16 protein-coding genes and 1 pseudogene are annotated in these 15,205 nt (G+C 63.5%); 5 read left to right on the forward strand and 12 right to left on the reverse strand.

Annotated elements, in window-relative coordinates; genetic code table 11:
• Positions 1-37 precede the first annotated feature (37 nt).
• The 6 genes from G6N59_RS07945 to G6N59_RS31040 form a co-directional block, all read right to left on the reverse strand.
• Positions 38-268 carry a hypothetical protein gene (locus G6N59_RS07945; protein ID WP_138231617.1) on the reverse strand — a complete coding sequence of 77 codons (231 nt, stop codon included), beginning with the start codon at positions 266-268 and terminating at the stop codon, positions 38-40.
• 190 nt (positions 269-458) lie between these two features.
• Positions 459-968 carry a hypothetical protein gene (locus G6N59_RS07950; protein WP_138231618.1) on the reverse strand — a complete coding sequence of 170 codons (510 nt, stop codon included), beginning with the start codon at positions 966-968 and terminating at the stop codon, positions 459-461.
• 4 nt (positions 969-972) lie between these two features.
• Entirely contained in the window at positions 973-2,226 is a 1,254-nt protein-coding gene (locus G6N59_RS07955) for a DUF58 domain-containing protein (RefSeq protein ID WP_138231619.1), read from the reverse strand.
• On the reverse strand, positions 2,223-3,191 hold the full coding sequence (locus G6N59_RS07960; protein ID WP_138231620.1) for an AAA family ATPase: 969 nt from the start codon (positions 3,189-3,191) through the stop codon (positions 2,223-2,225). Before G6N59_RS07960 ends, G6N59_RS07955 begins: the two co-directional genes overlap by 4 nt.
• A complete protein-coding gene (locus G6N59_RS07965; RefSeq protein ID WP_138231621.1) occupies positions 3,188-3,670 on the reverse strand; it encodes a hypothetical protein in 483 nt (160 codons plus the stop codon). Before G6N59_RS07965 ends, G6N59_RS07960 begins: the two co-directional genes overlap by 4 nt.
• On the reverse strand, positions 3,667-3,837 hold the full coding sequence (locus G6N59_RS31040; protein WP_235678748.1) for a DUF4129 domain-containing protein: 171 nt from the start codon (positions 3,835-3,837) through the stop codon (positions 3,667-3,669). The genes G6N59_RS07965 and G6N59_RS31040 overlap by 4 nt, the downstream gene beginning before the upstream one ends.
• Positions 3,838-4,212: 375 nt before the next feature.
• Between G6N59_RS31040 and G6N59_RS31045 the strand changes: the two genes are divergently transcribed.
• Positions 4,213-4,494, forward strand: coding sequence for a hypothetical protein (locus G6N59_RS31045; RefSeq protein WP_235678730.1), 282 nt, complete (start codon positions 4,213-4,215; stop codon positions 4,492-4,494).
• Positions 4,495-4,777: 283 nt separating this feature from the next.
• On the opposite strand, the gene G6N59_RS07975 is transcribed toward G6N59_RS31045, so the two are convergent.
• Both G6N59_RS07975 and G6N59_RS07980 read right to left on the reverse strand, forming a co-directional pair.
• On the reverse strand, positions 4,778-5,299 hold the full coding sequence (locus tag G6N59_RS07975) for a nitroreductase/quinone reductase family protein (RefSeq protein WP_138231622.1): 522 nt from the start codon (positions 5,297-5,299) through the stop codon (positions 4,778-4,780).
• Entirely contained in the window at positions 5,277-6,056 is a 780-nt protein-coding gene (locus tag G6N59_RS07980; RefSeq protein WP_138231623.1) for a 2-oxo acid dehydrogenase subunit E2, read from the reverse strand. Before G6N59_RS07980 ends, G6N59_RS07975 begins: the two co-directional genes overlap by 23 nt.
• A 527-nt stretch (positions 6,057-6,583) precedes the next feature.
• Between G6N59_RS07980 and G6N59_RS31815 the strand changes: the two genes are divergently transcribed.
• Positions 6,584-6,808 carry a helix-turn-helix domain-containing protein gene (locus G6N59_RS31815; RefSeq protein ID WP_163911080.1) on the forward strand — a complete coding sequence of 75 codons (225 nt, stop codon included), beginning with the start codon at positions 6,584-6,586 and terminating at the stop codon, positions 6,806-6,808.
• 1,252 nt (positions 6,809-8,060) lie between these two features.
• Here G6N59_RS31815 and G6N59_RS07990 read toward each other — a convergent pair.
• Positions 8,061-8,825, reverse strand: a complete 765-nt coding sequence (locus tag G6N59_RS07990) for a DUF6338 family protein (RefSeq protein ID WP_138231625.1) — start codon at positions 8,823-8,825, stop codon at positions 8,061-8,063.
• Between the two features lie 36 nt (positions 8,826-8,861).
• Positions 8,862-9,077, reverse strand: a complete 216-nt coding sequence (locus tag G6N59_RS07995) for a hypothetical protein (protein WP_138231626.1) — start codon at positions 9,075-9,077, stop codon at positions 8,862-8,864.
• A 212-nt stretch (positions 9,078-9,289) separates the two neighbouring features.
• Here G6N59_RS07995 and G6N59_RS08000 point away from each other — a divergent pair, with 212 nt between their 5' ends.
• Together G6N59_RS08000 and G6N59_RS31820 are read left to right on the forward strand one after the other, a co-directional pair.
• Entirely contained in the window at positions 9,290-11,782 is a 2,493-nt protein-coding gene (locus G6N59_RS08000; RefSeq protein WP_163911083.1) for a glycoside hydrolase family protein, read from the forward strand.
• A gap of 38 nt (positions 11,783-11,820) precedes the next feature.
• Entirely contained in the window at positions 11,821-12,216 is a 396-nt protein-coding gene (locus G6N59_RS31820) for a CHAT domain-containing protein (protein ID WP_407665875.1), read from the forward strand.
• A gap of 335 nt (positions 12,217-12,551) precedes the next feature.
• On the opposite strand, the pseudogene G6N59_RS31050 reads toward G6N59_RS31820, so the two are convergent.
• Positions 12,552-12,704, reverse strand: a pseudogene (locus G6N59_RS31050) (FAD-dependent oxidoreductase); the annotation flags it as partial.
• Between G6N59_RS31050 and G6N59_RS08010 the strand changes: the two are divergent.
• Positions 12,632-13,417, forward strand: a complete 786-nt coding sequence (locus G6N59_RS08010; protein ID WP_138231628.1) for an SDR family NAD(P)-dependent oxidoreductase — start codon at positions 12,632-12,634, stop codon at positions 13,415-13,417. The pseudogene G6N59_RS31050 and the gene G6N59_RS08010 overlap by 73 nt on opposite strands.
• Before the next feature lie 624 nt (positions 13,418-14,041).
• Here G6N59_RS08010 and G6N59_RS08015 read toward each other — a convergent pair.
• A protein-coding gene (locus G6N59_RS08015) for an IS3 family transposase (protein ID WP_163911089.1) occupies positions 14,042-15,201 on the reverse strand; the annotation gives its coding sequence in 2 pieces (ribosomal slippage) (positions 14,042-14,914 and positions 14,917-15,201; 1,158 coding nt in all).
• Between the last annotated feature and the right edge of the window lie 4 nt (positions 15,202-15,205).

Genomic DNA, 15,205 nt, shown 5'->3' on the forward strand with positions numbered 1-15,205 from the left:
GCCGGCACCACAGCGTGCAGTGGCTGCCCAGGCCCGCCTATCGCTGCTGGCCGACTCCGACGCGGGCGAGCCAGTCACGGAAGTGCGCACGCCGCGTGTGCTTCTCGTCTCCGGTCACATCGACCCAACACCCGGCGCCGTACTTGTTCGTCTGCGCAGACCCGAGTCGAACGATCTCCAGCGAACCGTCGGTGTGCTTGATATAGCGGTCGGCAAAGCGGTCGAACTCATCAATCGCACCGCCGTCGCGCGTTACGTGGACGGTCATGGCGAAAATCCAATCTATAGAAAAAGTCTCTCTCGTCGGCCACATCGCGCCAACGAATTTCCTTGCGGCCAAACAGGTTCAGGACGCGAATCAGCCAGATTCATCGACTCGGCGACGAAACGACTTCGAACAGCCGTATGCGAAGTACCGCCGATTCCCCCACACTACGCCGCGTCGCAGACGCGCGGGCTCATCTCGGTGGCACAACGGTATTGGTGCCGGCCGTCGCGGCGTGGCCGTTGGCCTCCGTGTGCGAAGTCAACGCCAGCCAATAGGTGGCAACCACCGCCAACGGCGCCAGCAGGGGTAGCCACGGTAGGTCGACGTTCACCGCGGTGGCAGCCACCCCGGCGAATGTAAACCCAAGCATTGCAATCAATGTCGGCCGGGTGGTGGTGGTCACGCCGGTCCCGGCGGCATGCCGCAACAGCAGGTACGCAGTCGCCGACAGTCCCGATAGAGCCGCGACCAGCGGAGGTGCGTCGGACGCGGCCAGTGCGACGACAGTAAGCAGCACAGCGCCCGTCGCGGCTGCCCGAACGACCAGACCGGCGCCCACCGCCGCCAGCGCCAGCACCGCCGCAGCGGCGGCCGGGCCAGTGGCTTGGACGGCGGCCACCGCAACCATGAGGACACCGAATCCCGTCGAAAAGATCCGAGCGCCAGGCTGACCCGACCCGGTGGCCGCATCGGTCGTCATGGCATCACCGCCTCGCGGCCCGTCGGCGCGCCGGCATCAATCGCAGGGCTTGATCCAGGGTGACCGTCGACGGCCAGGGCACCACGTCGACGCCGACGATCCCCATGTCGCGATACATCGCATGCCGCTGCAGCGCCCACATGCGGGCCAGGGTCGCATCCTGCTCGTCGACGAACGGGGGCCCTTCCAGCACGTCGACGGCCACCACGGTGTGCCTGCGTCCACGCAACTCGGCCAACGCCAACGTGAACGGGGTGTCCAACAAGGTCGAGAAGGCAAACACGATGGCGCCCGGCGGAACGGCCACGCGCGGCGCCAATGTTCCCGTGGTGATTTCGTATTCGCTCCCCACGCACAACGCGGCATCGAGCACGCGATAGAACTGGCGCTGACCGATGTCGGCACCGATCCACCGTGGGCGCGCGCTACCGAGTGCGACGATGCCCGCGCGGTCACCATTTCGCAGTGCGCTCTGCACAACCTGAGTGGCGCCGAGCACGACCCGCTCCAGCGCGGCGGAGGCCGGGCCGGGAGGCTGGATGCTGGTGTCGATGAGGACGATCACGTCCGCGGCGCGGTGGGTCAGGCGTTCCGTGACATGCAGCCGGCCCCGGCGGGCACTCACCGGCCAGTTGATGGTGCGCAGTTGGTCGCCCGGCAGGTAGGCGCGGACATCGGCGTACTCGACGCCCGGACCGACGTGACGGGTCAGGTGGGTTCCCAGCCGGTCGGGCAATTCGATGCGCGGAATCGGCGTGGCATGGGGCGGGGCAACGGGAAAGACGAAGACTTCGGCGGCCTCCACCGTGCCCGTTCCGGCCAGTAGTCCCCCGCCTGCCACTGCGTCGACCCTGGCCTGGATCGGATATCTGCCCCAGCGCTCGGCCGATACCGCGACAGTCTTCAGCCGTGCTGAACTGCTCTCGAGAACCTTGAGGTCCATTCCGGATTCGACTGACACCGCGACCTCGCACGCGATGGTCGGTGGATCCGCCGTCGTCCACACCGACAGCTGGGTCTCGTCGGTCTCGAAGCACCGCGTCAGGGCGGGCCGCCCGTGTACGTACACCGTGGCGGACGGCCGCTGCCAGCTGATCGAGCACAGCACACCGAGCAGCGGCGCCGCAAAGGCGACGAGCTGCCACCGGCCGAGCACTGCCGCGGCGAGGGCGACACCCGCACAGGAGGCAATGGCCTTCGTGAGCGACGAGGCCCGCCAACGCAATTCGACTTGACGTGGTTCGGTCGCATTCGTCACGAGGGCCCTCCACGGGTCCGCGGCACGGGCAGGCGTTGCAGCAGCTGCGCCACGATGTCCGAACCATGGACGCTGCGCACCCACATCTCGGGTTTCAAGCTGATCCGGTGTGAAATGACGGGAATGGCAAGTGATTTGACGTCCTCGGGGATCACGTAGTCCCGGCCGAACAGCAGGGCACGCGCCCGCGCCAGTTGAACGAGATCGAGCTCTGCCCGTGGACTGGCGCCCACCACAACCTGAGGATGACTCCGGCTGGCCGCCGCCAGCGACACCACGTAGTGCAGAACGTCGTCATGAACCGTCACCTGCTCAACCGACTCCCGCATGGCGAGCAGATCGGGCGCGTCGACAATCTGATTGACCGTCGGTTCGGCCGACCCGCGCTCCAGCCGGCGGCGCAGCATCACCGTTTCGTCGGCACCCGACAAGTACTTCAGCTCGAGCCTGATCGCGAACCTATCGAGCTGTGCCTCCGGCAGCGGATAGGTGCCCTCGTACTCGATGGGGTTGTCCGTGGCGAGAACGATGAACGGCGAAGGCAGGCGATGGGTTTCGCCGTCGATACTCACCTGGCTTTCCGCCATGGCCTCGAGCAGCGCGGCTTGCGTCTTCGGCGGCGTCCGGTTGATCTCGTCTCCCAGCAGCAGGTTGGTGAAGATCGGCCCGCGCCGGAACTCGAACCGGCCGGACTGCATATCGTAAATGGTCGACCCGAGCAGATCGGCGGGCAGCAGGTCCGGGGTGAACTGCACGCGGGTGAACGTCAGGCCCAGCGCGCGGGCAAAAGACTTGGCAATCAACGTCTTCCCCAGTCCGGGAAGGTCCTCGATGAGCACGTGACCACCCGCGAGCACGGCGGTCAGGATGAGAGTCAGCGCGGCTCGCTTCCCCACCACCACGCGCTCGATCTCGTCGAGCACCGCCTCGGAGCGCGCCGTCGTCAACTCGGCCGGCATCGTCATAGCCGCTCCAATCGCTGCAGGATTTCATCGAGCGTGGCCCGTCCAGGCCCCGGCTCGCCGCGGCAGGACCGGCGGACGTCGTGCGGATCCACCCACTGCCACAACTGATCCCCGAAGACCATCCGGCCGGTCGCCTGCATCGCGGCCGGATCCTTGGCCTGCTGCGGGCCGGTGGCCATGAAGAACTCTCGGGCCAGGGTCGGCCGCAGGTGTTGGTCCCAGTCCCCGCGCGTGGTGTCCGACCACTGGATCAGCGCCTCGGTGCGAACGATCCAGTCCCGCAACGACTCCTCGGCGTCGTTCACCGGCGGCTCGGCGGCTCTCGGTCCGCGGTCGGCCAGCCGGCGGCGCACTGCCAGCAACACAATCACCGCCATAGCGGCGGAGAGCCAGCCCACGGCGCGGCGATCGGCGAGCAACAGCGTGACGAACTCCGCTCCCGCCACCAACGAGATCCCCATGAGCGCGACCTTTTTCATGTCAGGCTCCGCAATTCCGCGAGCACCCGGAGCAGCGCCTCCGCGGCAATCTCCCGATGACGTTCGGTCATGACGTGCGGGCTGAAGCGTGCCTCGGCGAACAAGGCGACGAGTTCGGTCGCGCTGCCGGCGTGCAGAGCATGGTGTTCGACGGCCCGGGCCAGCACTTCAGAGGGCGTGTCGGACTCCTGCGGCGCGGCGCCGGGAGCATCGGCGAGAGGGCACGCTCCATCGCGGCGTAGCAAGCGATGATCGATTCGCGTGGACCGCGGCTGCGGTCGCCGATCTCGGCAAGGCCGAATTCCGCTGCCCGCGTGAGGGTTTCCGGCGTCGACTCACCGACCAGCGGTTCCTGGCGGTCAGCGACCGGCAGCTGCAGTTCGGCAGCGCGCCGGCTTCTGCGGACCATGACACCGCCGACGGCCCACAACAGCAGCATTGCCACGGTGGCGGCGAGGAGGTAACCGAAGACGCTGGGTTCCCGTTGTCGAGGCGCTATCGGCGGCGATGTGGTTGACGGTGGCGGCGGTGATACTCCCGTCATGGGTGCGCTGTTCTGCGGGGGTTCCGAGAAGGGCAGATCCGGCAGTTGCAGCAGCTGCAGATGCGAGAACAAGACGAGGATCACCAGCCAGGTCAGCAATGCGCCGACGCAGATCAGCAGCAGGCGGCGTACCAGCTTCCATGTGAGCTTGCCGTCGAACGAGCCTGGCAGCGGAAAGGGCGCCGAAGCGCTGGCCGTCCGCGGACGCCGGAGAGACGCGACGAAGGCGATCGCGACGATGATCACGGAGACGATGAGCAGGGTGTCGATGCCGACCTGACTCGCAGCGGTGGTGGCCGGCTTGCCGGGGTGTGGGTGATCGCTTCCGGGCAGGTGCCCGCGCAATGCCACGACAACGAAGAACAGCAGTGCGATCAGCGCGACCACACGCCCCAACGCCTTGTCGATACCGTTCATCGGCACACCGCTCGGTTGTTTGCCCTATCTCCATCGTGGCACGCCAGGGCGGATCCCGGGCCAATACATCCGCACACGGCTGCGGAACTGATCGCGCCAACGAGCGAGCGGTCTGTCCTGGAGCGGGCGGTGCGCGGCCGGCAGGTTCAGTCCGGCTCGATGACGAACACCGGATAGCGTTCGGCGATAGCGGTGAACTCGGAAACCGCAGGGCTAGCCGGCACGCCGAAGTAATTGCGCGCGATGTAAGCCGGGGATCGAGAGAACGCGCGGTGGCTAGCGTACGCACGCAGGACCGGCGGCCGGTCCGCTGGCGGCACGTCGACCAGGTGTACGGCGATCCGTTCGCCGTGGCGCAACGCCACGCGGCCCCCGGCGGCTCGCACGTTGCGGACCCATTGCGATTCGCCGGCCAAGGAGACCACAAACTGTCGGCCGTCGTGCTCGACGAGCACCACGGCCGTGCGGCGCACACGGCCGGATCGTCGCCCGGGCACCTCCAAGGCGACGGTGTTGGCGGGACTCCATCCCCGAGCCGCCAACGCGCCAACAGCGTTGCTAAGCCACCGGTGCAGCATCGGCGGCGGCCGATAGCGGCCAGGCTCGCGGTAGGGCATGGTCCTCCCCCGTGGGTTGCCTGACCTGCTACGCCCGAAGGGCAGTGGCATCTTCAATGAGCCGGCGCAGGTCGGATCCGAAGCGAGCCGCCGGCGCCCCGTCGACGACGTTGTGGTCGACGGTCACCGTGAGATCGAGGATGTCACGCACCTCGATCTGTCCCCGGACAACCCGCGGGCGGGCGCTCATGCCGCCGACGACGATCTGCAGCGACATCAGCGTCAGCGGCGCTATGGCGAATCCTGAGCCACCACCGAACATTCCCACCGCGGTTACGGCCACGGTGCCGGTCAGCTGCCGCAGCCGCGGTGATCGCCGTGCGAGCGCATACCCCGCCGCGAAGAGTCCGGGCACCCAGGCCGCGAATGGCACCAATCGGGCAATCCCTGCGGAGCTACTGGCGGACGGGTTGGTCTTGACTGTGTGAAGCTCGCGTGTCAAGTCGACGACCTCACGGACGTCGGCGTCACGGATCGCGTGTGCAAGGGGGAAAGTGCCTTGCGTGGTTGGGATCTCGATAATCGTGGCGACGTCGACGTGTCGATGCGACACGAGCTGCCCACGCCAATTCCGATAGGCGTGGACATCGGGATGCGCCGCCGCGGCGCGCGCAGCGCTGGCGATGACGAACGCGGTAAGTGACAAGGCCGGCTCGTGTTCGTTCAGCAAGCGCTTCGCGTCGGTCACGTCGACCTCCAGCAGGCCATGCATTGGCGCCGACCGCTTGCCGACCCACAGCGCACCGGTAACCAGGCGCCGATTCCTCGGAAAGGGGCGCACCGCGATTTCACGGGGGCGATCGCTCATCGTGCATTGACCCTCGCGGCAAGCAGTCCTCGACACTGCTGTTTACTGCCGCTCGCCGCACACGACGTTGTTGATGAGCACAGCCGGTGTCCGTTCTGCTCCCTGTCCATTCGTGCGCTCGCATGCTCTATAGCCCTCATGCGTCGATGGTCAGCACATGAATCCGAGGATGCTAGGGGCGAATGTCACCACCAAGACCACGTGTTTGTAGACCGGCGGTGCGGTAGCCCGCTGCGGACATGACACCAGGCCGGTAAATAGCTGGGCGACAACGACAACGCATCCAGAGCATGCCCATGCAGTGGCACTATCTCGTATTGCGCTCCGCGAGTCCCCAAGAGGGGGCGTTATCGAAAAGCGGACGATCGGCCAGAAGTGTTCTTGGCTCGATCAGAAAAGCTACTAGCAATGCTCATGCGCCCAAACGTGTTCGCGCGAGCATGGAGAACGGCCCCCAGAGTTTCCTCTGAGGGCCGTTCTCGCTAGTAGCCCTGGGAGAGTTCAGTTCGAACACATTGGTGGCTCATGTGCAAGATGATGAATCTGAGGTTGATCTATCCTCGTCAGTCGCGCCTCCGCTACGGCAACGACGACGCATCACGCCCCAGCTCCGGACACAAGTCGTCGAAGCCTATGAGTTCGGACAAACCAGCCGGCAAGTGGCAGAAACATGTGGCGTCGGACGGTCCACAGTCCTGAAGATATTGAAGGACGCTGGCGTGGCGGTGCGACCACAGGGACAAAAGTACTAGCACTCTCACCGACGGTGAAGGCGTCCAAGTTGCAATAAACATTTTGTTTTCGCAGATCGCCCTGCCTGTTCGGCGGTAACATTCGGGGCAGTCGAGAAACCATGGGAGGGGGTTGCGATGGCTGTCGACGCAAATGTCAGTGGCAACACCATCGCATTGATCGTGGGCCTAGGCGCGCCGCCGCCACCGCGGTGGTGGGGCTAGTCAATGATCGGCAACAACGTCGCCATCACCGGGACAACCTCGCGCTAGACGTCGAGCTCGCTAAGCTGTTGAAGGACGGATCGGCTGCTAAGCAGATCCTCGACGGCTTTATTACATCGGAGATTCGGCGTATCGCGGTCCGTGGCTACACCGAAGACAAACGGCGCCTTCGTAATTCTGTGTTCGTCTTCGTCCTGGCAGCCTCAATAACAGTGCTGGGTATCGATGCGGCATCCATTCGCACGAGATCAGACAGTGTCTCTTCTGGGCTGCAGTCGTGAGCGGCCTGCTGTCTCTAATCCTCGCCGCGGTTGTTCTACAGAAAGAGCACCAAAAGCATAAGAAGCTCAAACGAATTCGGGACGCGTAGATGGCGCCGACGAGCCCAGCGGCCTGACGCGTCCACAATAAATCGATGTGCCTCGCTGAGCACAGGCCGACGATCGGACCATGCAGACACTTTAGGAGCTGGTTTACGTCAAATTTCAATGCGGATTAGAGATATGACCGCATACTGGTAACCCTCAGTATTCGATCCCGCCGTATTCCTCCCAGGCGGAGCAGCGAAAGAGTTGAGACGCGGTGCGGGAGAGGAACTGACTGGCGGCGAGAACTCAAACAGGCGGCCGAGGTGGCGGGTCGCCGATCCTCGAGATGGTCGTTTGCTGTCGCCCGAAATCAGCGTGGAACCGAGGGAGTTACTGGCCCTGTGTTTCGATCGTGAAGTGGTGAGCGGTGATCTGTGGTGGTGGCACATGTAGAGCACCGATCGCAGTTCCACCGCAGCGTGCGATGACGCTGAGCAGGTCGTGGCCCGATACCGTCAGTTCGGGTGTAGGTCGCCGCGCCCGGCGATCGTGCCCGGATATCTTGCATGGCACAGCGGTGGTCGAGCTTTCGATGCCAGCGTCAAGCAATGCGTCCTTGGACTTGAAGTGCCGACAGACACCCTATTGGGGTCGCGCGGTACCACGGCCGCCGCACAGCGAGCTGCCGCACCGGGCGGGGCTGGCATTCGCCCTTTGCGCCCGATAGGCGCTGGGAGTCGCTATTTCACTTCCGTCGAAAATCTGGCCCGCATCGCACGGATATCACCAAATGGTATAAACACGTATTGCCATCGCTCAATAGATTCCAAAGTTCCATCAATGGCACCAAAAGCGAACGGCGGGTCAATCTTTGAATGCTCACTCAGCACCAACCATGCAGTTGCTTGATCGGGTTCCGAGTCATAACCGACAATACTACCGTAATAGGTTCCGCCGCTCTTTAGCTCAACGGCAACGATAACTGCCTGGGCATTTTTAGGCCGAAGTGATCCATCAAGCAGGTCATACCAAATGGAGTTCCTTCTTATCTTGAGACCCGGTTCACGGTGCGGAAGAAGGGCGTCGACAGCAACCGCAAATAGGGTGGCCAACACAACCATCGCAATAACCGAGAACAATATCTGGACGAGGTGCGTGCCCGAATACGCCCCGGGTGTCTTGGCGAGATTGTCAAAATCTGGAAAGAGTTTCCCTTCCCAAGCTGCGCATTGACTGGCTGAAGGAAATCGCACTATTGGTAAAGCGTGGGCGAGCAGAAGGTCCCGCGCGGGATTCCAGCAACCCTTGTGCAGATATTGGCGTATCAGCAGCAAGACGCCCGCGGCACCGAACGAGAAGCAGACACTGGCAATGATCGCAATGCCTGTTTCGCGGAAAGCTGTATACTTCCGTGCTGGCCGATTTCGTTCTCTCAGAATCTCAAAGATAAGGCCGGGGGTTATGAAACAGAGGAACAGTACAAATCCAAACACCGTCGACGGCATCTGCTGTACCCGGTTAGCGCCTAGCCCTAAGCAATATCATTGTTTGTCTCCGTCGCCCTCTTTTTGCTTCGCGGCGGCTTGATCGTTTATTGACGGCGACAGTTTGAAAATCCCGTCGTCCACAAAAACATCAGGTATCGGGCCGGACTGTACCCAGCTCCGCGTCTCGTCCGGGGCGGTCTCCACTTTCTTGTCTACCGACGGGGGAGGCCCTGGCCGCGTATCGCCACCCTGCGAAGTTTCATCTGCCATCTCAATATCCTTTGGGTCTCGTCGTAGACAACACACCGTACGCACATCAATCCGGTACGGGTGCACCGATTTTGAATTAAAACAACAATGAAGAGCGTGCTACGGGCCTGCTAGGTACAGCTAGGTACAGCTAGGTACCAGAATACGGCTGTTCAAAGCTAGCCGCGGGCAATACCATCTAAGCCGACATCGGCCTACTTGTGAGGTACGCAATGCAGAGTCGCGATGCAGCGTTAGCTGCTGTGCTCCACCGGCTCGATCGGGTCGCGCCTGAAGGGCCCGGCGTCCTGCTGAAGCCGGAGGCGCTGACTGAGGCTGAATCGCTCGCGGCCGTGATCGACCCACGCAATGACTCGCTTGCCGCGCGGGCACTGGCAACGTTCCACTGGTTTCGGTATTTGGCGCTGCCCGAGGGAGCCGACCAGGACGACTTCGAAGCTGCCGTTGTCTACTTCGCTCCGCTTCTTGAAATTGATCCGTACGCCGGGCCCGAACTCATACGCCGTCGTGTTCTCCAGGACATCGACACGAAGGTGGGCGGTGTGGATCCGGGATATCTGACCAGCGAAGCTGTTGAGTTGTTTACCACTTATGAGCAGACAGGCAAACTGTCGTTACTGACGTATGCGGTTGAACTCTTCCGGGCAGCCGTGTCTGCGACCCCGGCGGATCATGCGGACAACCCTGGGCGCCAGAACAATCTGGGCATTGCCCTGCGGACCCTGTCCGAGCGCACCGAAAACGGTGAACAGGCACCGCTGCTGGCCGAAGCTATGCAGGCGGGCCGCAATGCCGTCGCCGGCGCTCCCCCTGGACATCGCGACCACGCCATGCACATGAACAACCTCGGAACCGCCCTGCAGGTACTCGCCGGGCGTACCGGCGATCTGGAGACCCTCCGAAAAGCAGTGGCGATCGGACGGGAGGCGGTCGGGGCCACGCCAGCCGACGACGGTAATCGAGCCGCAAACCTCAGCAACTTCGGCAACGGCCTGCGCGAACTCTTCGAACACACCGGCGACACGGCGTATCTGTCTGAGGCCATCGAAGCCGGCCACGAAGCCGTCGACCTGACGCCTCCAGGTCACCGCGACCGGCCGATTTACCTCAACAATCTGGGCATCGCCCTACGGCTGATGTATGAACGCAGCCGCGAGACAAAGTTTCTCAACGATGCGGTACGAGTGGGCCGTGAGGCCGTCGCTGGCACGCCTGAGGACGACTCCCGCCTGGCGACCTATCTCAACTCCCTCGAAGGAAGCTTGGCGGCCGCCTACGAACACACCCGCCAGATCGCATACCTCGAAGAGGCCATCGAAGTCATCCAGCGTGCCCTCGCCGTTACGGCCGCCGATGATCCCAGTGTTCCCACGTACCTCAATAACCTCGCCATCGCGACCGTCAGGCGGGGGGAGCGGCTGAAGGACACTTCGGCGCTTGCGGATGCGATCCGAGCCAGCCGCGACGCTGTCGACCTCACCCCCGTCGGCCATCCGGACCGCGCCGGCTACCTCAACGGCCTCGGCGCTTCGCTCCTGACGCTGCATCGGCAGTCTGGCGAGACGGCGGCCCTGAACGAAGCGCGACAATGCTTCACTGAAGCTGCGGAAATCACCAGCGCGCCTGCGAGAGCACGCATTGCCGCCTACCAGACTTTGGCCTCTCTTGACGGCCAGGCAGGCATTGCACCGGCCGACGCTTTGGCCGCGGTCGAGGCCGCGGTCGCTCTACTGCCCCAGGTCGTTTCGCGCACGCTGGCGCGGGCTGACCGTGAGCACTCCTTGGGCCAACTAATGTCGCTGCCGGCGCTGGCCGCCAGTGTCGCTGTCGCGGCGGGGCGACTCGAGCGGGCGGTGGAGCTTCTCGAGCTGACCCGCGGCATCCTGGTCGCCGATACCCTCGATGCCCGCAGCAACGACCTCGCCAGACTGCGTCAGCGGAACCCAAAGATAGCCGATCAGTTCGAGCGGCTCCGCCGGCGAATCGGCGCTCTTGAAAACCCGGCCACCGCGCCGCCTGACACCAAAGAAAGGGGGACGGCGCTCGCCCAGGCCCGACGCGATGCGCATGCGGCATTCGATCAATTGATCGAGCAGATCCGGACGGTAGACGGCTTTGCAGGCTTCTTTCGGCCACCGAACTTCGAACGGATCGCTGCCCAGGCCCAGGGCGGCCCAATCATCTTCACCTACACCAGCCCGGTGCGAAGCGACGCCCTGATCGTGACAAGCGACCCTGTCGGCGCCGTCCGGCATGTACCCCTGCCAGGACTAACCGACTCCGAGGCGCGGAGTCAGGCCAATCTGTTGCTGGCCGCCCAGCAGGCCACGGCGGACCCCGCCATCGACATCAACGTACGTAGCGGTGGCCAGAGAGTGATACTCGACGTGCTCAGCTGGACCTGGAACACCATCACCGAGCCGATCCTTGCCGCCCTCGGCCACCTCAGCACTCCGGCAGAAGGTGAGCCCTGGCCGCGGGTGTGGTGGTGTCCCGTCGGGACCCACGCATACCTGCCACTGCACGCGGCCGGCCACCATAACCGTATCGAGGTGTCGGACTCTCAGTCGACGGTGCTTGATCGGGTCGTTTCCTCCTACATCATGACCGTTCGTGGGCTCGGCGATGCCCGCAACTTAACCGTCGGCGAAAGCGGCAAAACCCTGATCGTGGCTGTTCCCGATGCCCCTGGCAACGCGGGCTGAACGGGGCCGCAGCCGAAGCTCGCGAGCTGAACGCCCTCATACCCGGCGCACACGTGCTACCCAGTCCGACGCACAAGGCGACACTGGCCGCACTCGCCGACCACCCCGTGGCGCATTTCGCCTGTCACGGCTACGCGAACTGGGCCAACCCTGCCGCAAGCCAGCTCATCCTATGTGATTACCAAACAGCGCCGCTGACGGTCGCTGACATCATCGGTCAGGAACTTCGCGGCGGTCTGGCGTTTCTGTCTGCGTGCCACACCGCGGTAACAAATGCGACGCTCGTTGACGAGTCCGTACACATCACTGGAGCGTTCCAGGTGGCCGGCTACAAGCACGTAATCGGCACCTTGTGGCCTATCAGCGACGCGAAAGCCCGAGCCCTCGCGATCAGCGTCTACGCTCAGCTCACAGGACGGCACCACCACCCCTAACGTCAGCGGGGCTGCGCAAGCCCTTCACAAGGGTCTCAGAATCCTTCGAGACGCAGATCCCACAGTTCCGACCTACTGGGCCGCACACGTGCACACCGGCGTCTGACCACCGCAGGTGGATCACCCAGTGTTGACGCAGCAGTGGGATGAATTGTTTTGCGTGCTCATCGGAGAACTGCATCCGGGTGCCGTCGAATAGCGGCCTGAGCCGCTCGGTCCCCCGGCGGTGGAGCGGCGTGATAGGCCCCTTAGGCGCTGGACACCACCGCGTTATGTCATCGTTTGCGGGGCTCGCGGCCTCATAGTGCGGCTTAGCATCCGATCGGTGAGCGGGGTCAGCGCTTGCGGCGAAGAGCGTCTTGAGCGGCAATGTGGCCGCACATTCCGTGGACGCCGGCGCCGGGTGGCGTCGAAGATGAGCAGAGGTAGTAGCCGGCGACTCCGGTCCAGTAGGGGTCTGTGGCCAGACGCGTCCGGGCGAAGAATTGGCCTCCGCGCACTCTCAGATGAACTCGGCGAACGCGTCGTTTACACTCGCTGCGACGTCAACAATCTCGACGCGACGCAGGCTGCGGCCAAAGCCGGTGCGACCAGGTTCGGCGCGATCGACGTGGTGGTAGCCAATGCGGGCATAGAGCATTGGGCTCCTGTCCAAACCGTGGAGCCGGAAGTCTTTCGGCGGGCGATCGAGACCAACGTGATCGGTGTTTTCAACAGGGTCCGCTCGGCCCTGTCATCGATCGCCGAGCAACGCGGCTACGTCTTGGTTGTGGCTTCGGCGTCGTCGTATACCGCGGTGCCTGGCATGGCGGCCTATTGGGCGAGCAAGGCCGGTGTTGAGCAGTTTGCGAATGTTTTACGGATCGAGCTCGGCCACCACGACGTTGCCGTCGGCTCGGCGCACATGCCCTTAGTGGATACCCCGATGTTGCGCGAAACCCAGGATAGTTCAGAGGGTTTCACGATGTTTCTGGCGGGACTGCCGGCACCAATGCGCGGTACCGTCACATCCGACGAGTGCGCGTTGCGGCTCGTGGAGGCGATCGAACGCCGCACGCGGCATCTCGACGTACCGAAATGGGTGGCTTTCGCGCGTTGGCTCAAACCGGTGTTGTCGGCATCACTCGCGGAACGCCAAGGGAGTCAGGAGATGCGACAAATTGAAGCGCTTGGCGCTAACTCCGACGGCATCGTCCAATAGCGGAAGGAGAAGTATGGCCGAGTGTTTCTACTGCGGAACCGACGCGAAGCTGACCCGCGCTCACCTGCTGCACCAGAGAATCCGCGAAGCGCTCCGGAATGAATCCACGAAAGTGACCCTTGGGTCATCGAGCGTCAGGTCACGGGGTCTGAATCGGGACCACCTCTACACTGGCGATGTCCGCGAGATCCACGTAAAAAACCTGTGCGAACGATGCAACTCGCGTTGGATGGAGCCGATAGAGCAGGCGGCCGCGCCCATCATCGAAGCAATCATGCAAGGGCGGGGGGATGCACAGGCGCAAGCCCACCCCTGTCATTCGCGATGCGCGAGACCGTGCTGGTATTTACCCACCTCAGATTAAAGCGTACGAATCCGGACAAACCAGTCGGCAAGTGTCGGGAGCCTCGATTCGAGCATCTGATACAAATTCCACCCCTTGCCAGTATCCTTTCGGATCCCAGTTCGAGTAAAGACCTCTTTGGTGGAGCTCTTTGGTAGGGCAGCTGGAGCGTGATCAGCGTTCAGCATTCATCCGTACGTGGGGAATTCGTCACCAAAGATGATCCGCCACAGCCGAATTGCCTCCCTGGGGTCTGCTGCACGATCAGGTGACAGTTTCGGTCACGCGGCCTGACTGGCCGGTGTGGTCATGATTGCTTCGAATTCGATCGGGGTCAACCGCCCGAGGCCGGACTGGCGGCGGCGCCGGTGGTAGGTGCGCTCGATCCAGGTGACGATCGCGATACGGAGTTGTTCTCGGGTGTCCCAGCGGCGGCGGTCGAGCACGTTCTTCTGCAGCAGGCTAAAGAAGCTCTCCATGGCGGCGTTGTCGCCGGCGGCTCCGACACGGCCCATAGAGCCGACCATCTCGTGTTGATTCAAGGCGTGTACGAATTTCCTTGACCGGAACTGAGATCCGCGATCCGAGTGCAGAATGCACCCCGCGACATCTCCGCGTCGGGCTACCGCGCTGTGTAGTGCCCGGATGGCCAGTTGTGACTTCATTCGGGAGTCGATGCTGTAGCCGACGATCCGGTTGGAGAACACGTCCTTAATCGCACAGAGGTAGAGCTTGCCCTCACCGGTGCGGTGCTCAGTGATGTCACTGAGCCACAACTGATTTGGCCCTTCAGCGGTGAAGTCACGCTCGACAAGATCGTCGTGCACCGGCGGCCCGACTTTGCCGTTCTTGCCGCGTTTCTTACCAAACACGCTCCACAGTCGATTCTGCGAGCAGATCCGCCATGCGGTGCGCTCGGCCATCGGCTCGCCGGCATCGCGCGCCTCCTCCACGAGGTAGCGGTAGCCGAACTCCGGATCGTCTGCGTGCGCGTCGAACAGCGCATTGGCGCGGTAGGCCTCGATGAGTTCGGCCTCGGTGATGGGGTCGGCCAGCCAGCGGTAATACGGTTGGCGGGAGCTTAGTACCCGGCACGTCACCGCGACGGGGATCCCGTCGGCGGCGAGCTCTTTCACGAGCGGGTAGACCCTTTTCCCGGCAGATTGGCCTGCGATAAATACGCTGCGGCCCGACGCAGCACCTCGTTCTCTTGCTCTAGCAGTTTGATCCGCCGTCGGGCTTCGCGCAGCTCACCGGACTCGCTGGCGCTCTTGCCGGGCTTGGTGCCTTCGTCGATGTCGGCCTGACGGAGCCATTTCTGCAGCGTCATCGGGTGCACTCCGAAATCGGTGGCGATCTGCTCGATCGTTACACCGTCATCGCGGTTGCGAGCGACCCGGACGACGTCGTCGCGGAACTCGCGGGGGTAGGGCCTTGCCATGGGG

The organism is Mycolicibacterium aubagnense, assembly GCF_010730955.1.
Classification (GTDB): domain Bacteria; phylum Actinomycetota; class Actinomycetes; order Mycobacteriales; family Mycobacteriaceae; genus Mycobacterium; species Mycobacterium aubagnense.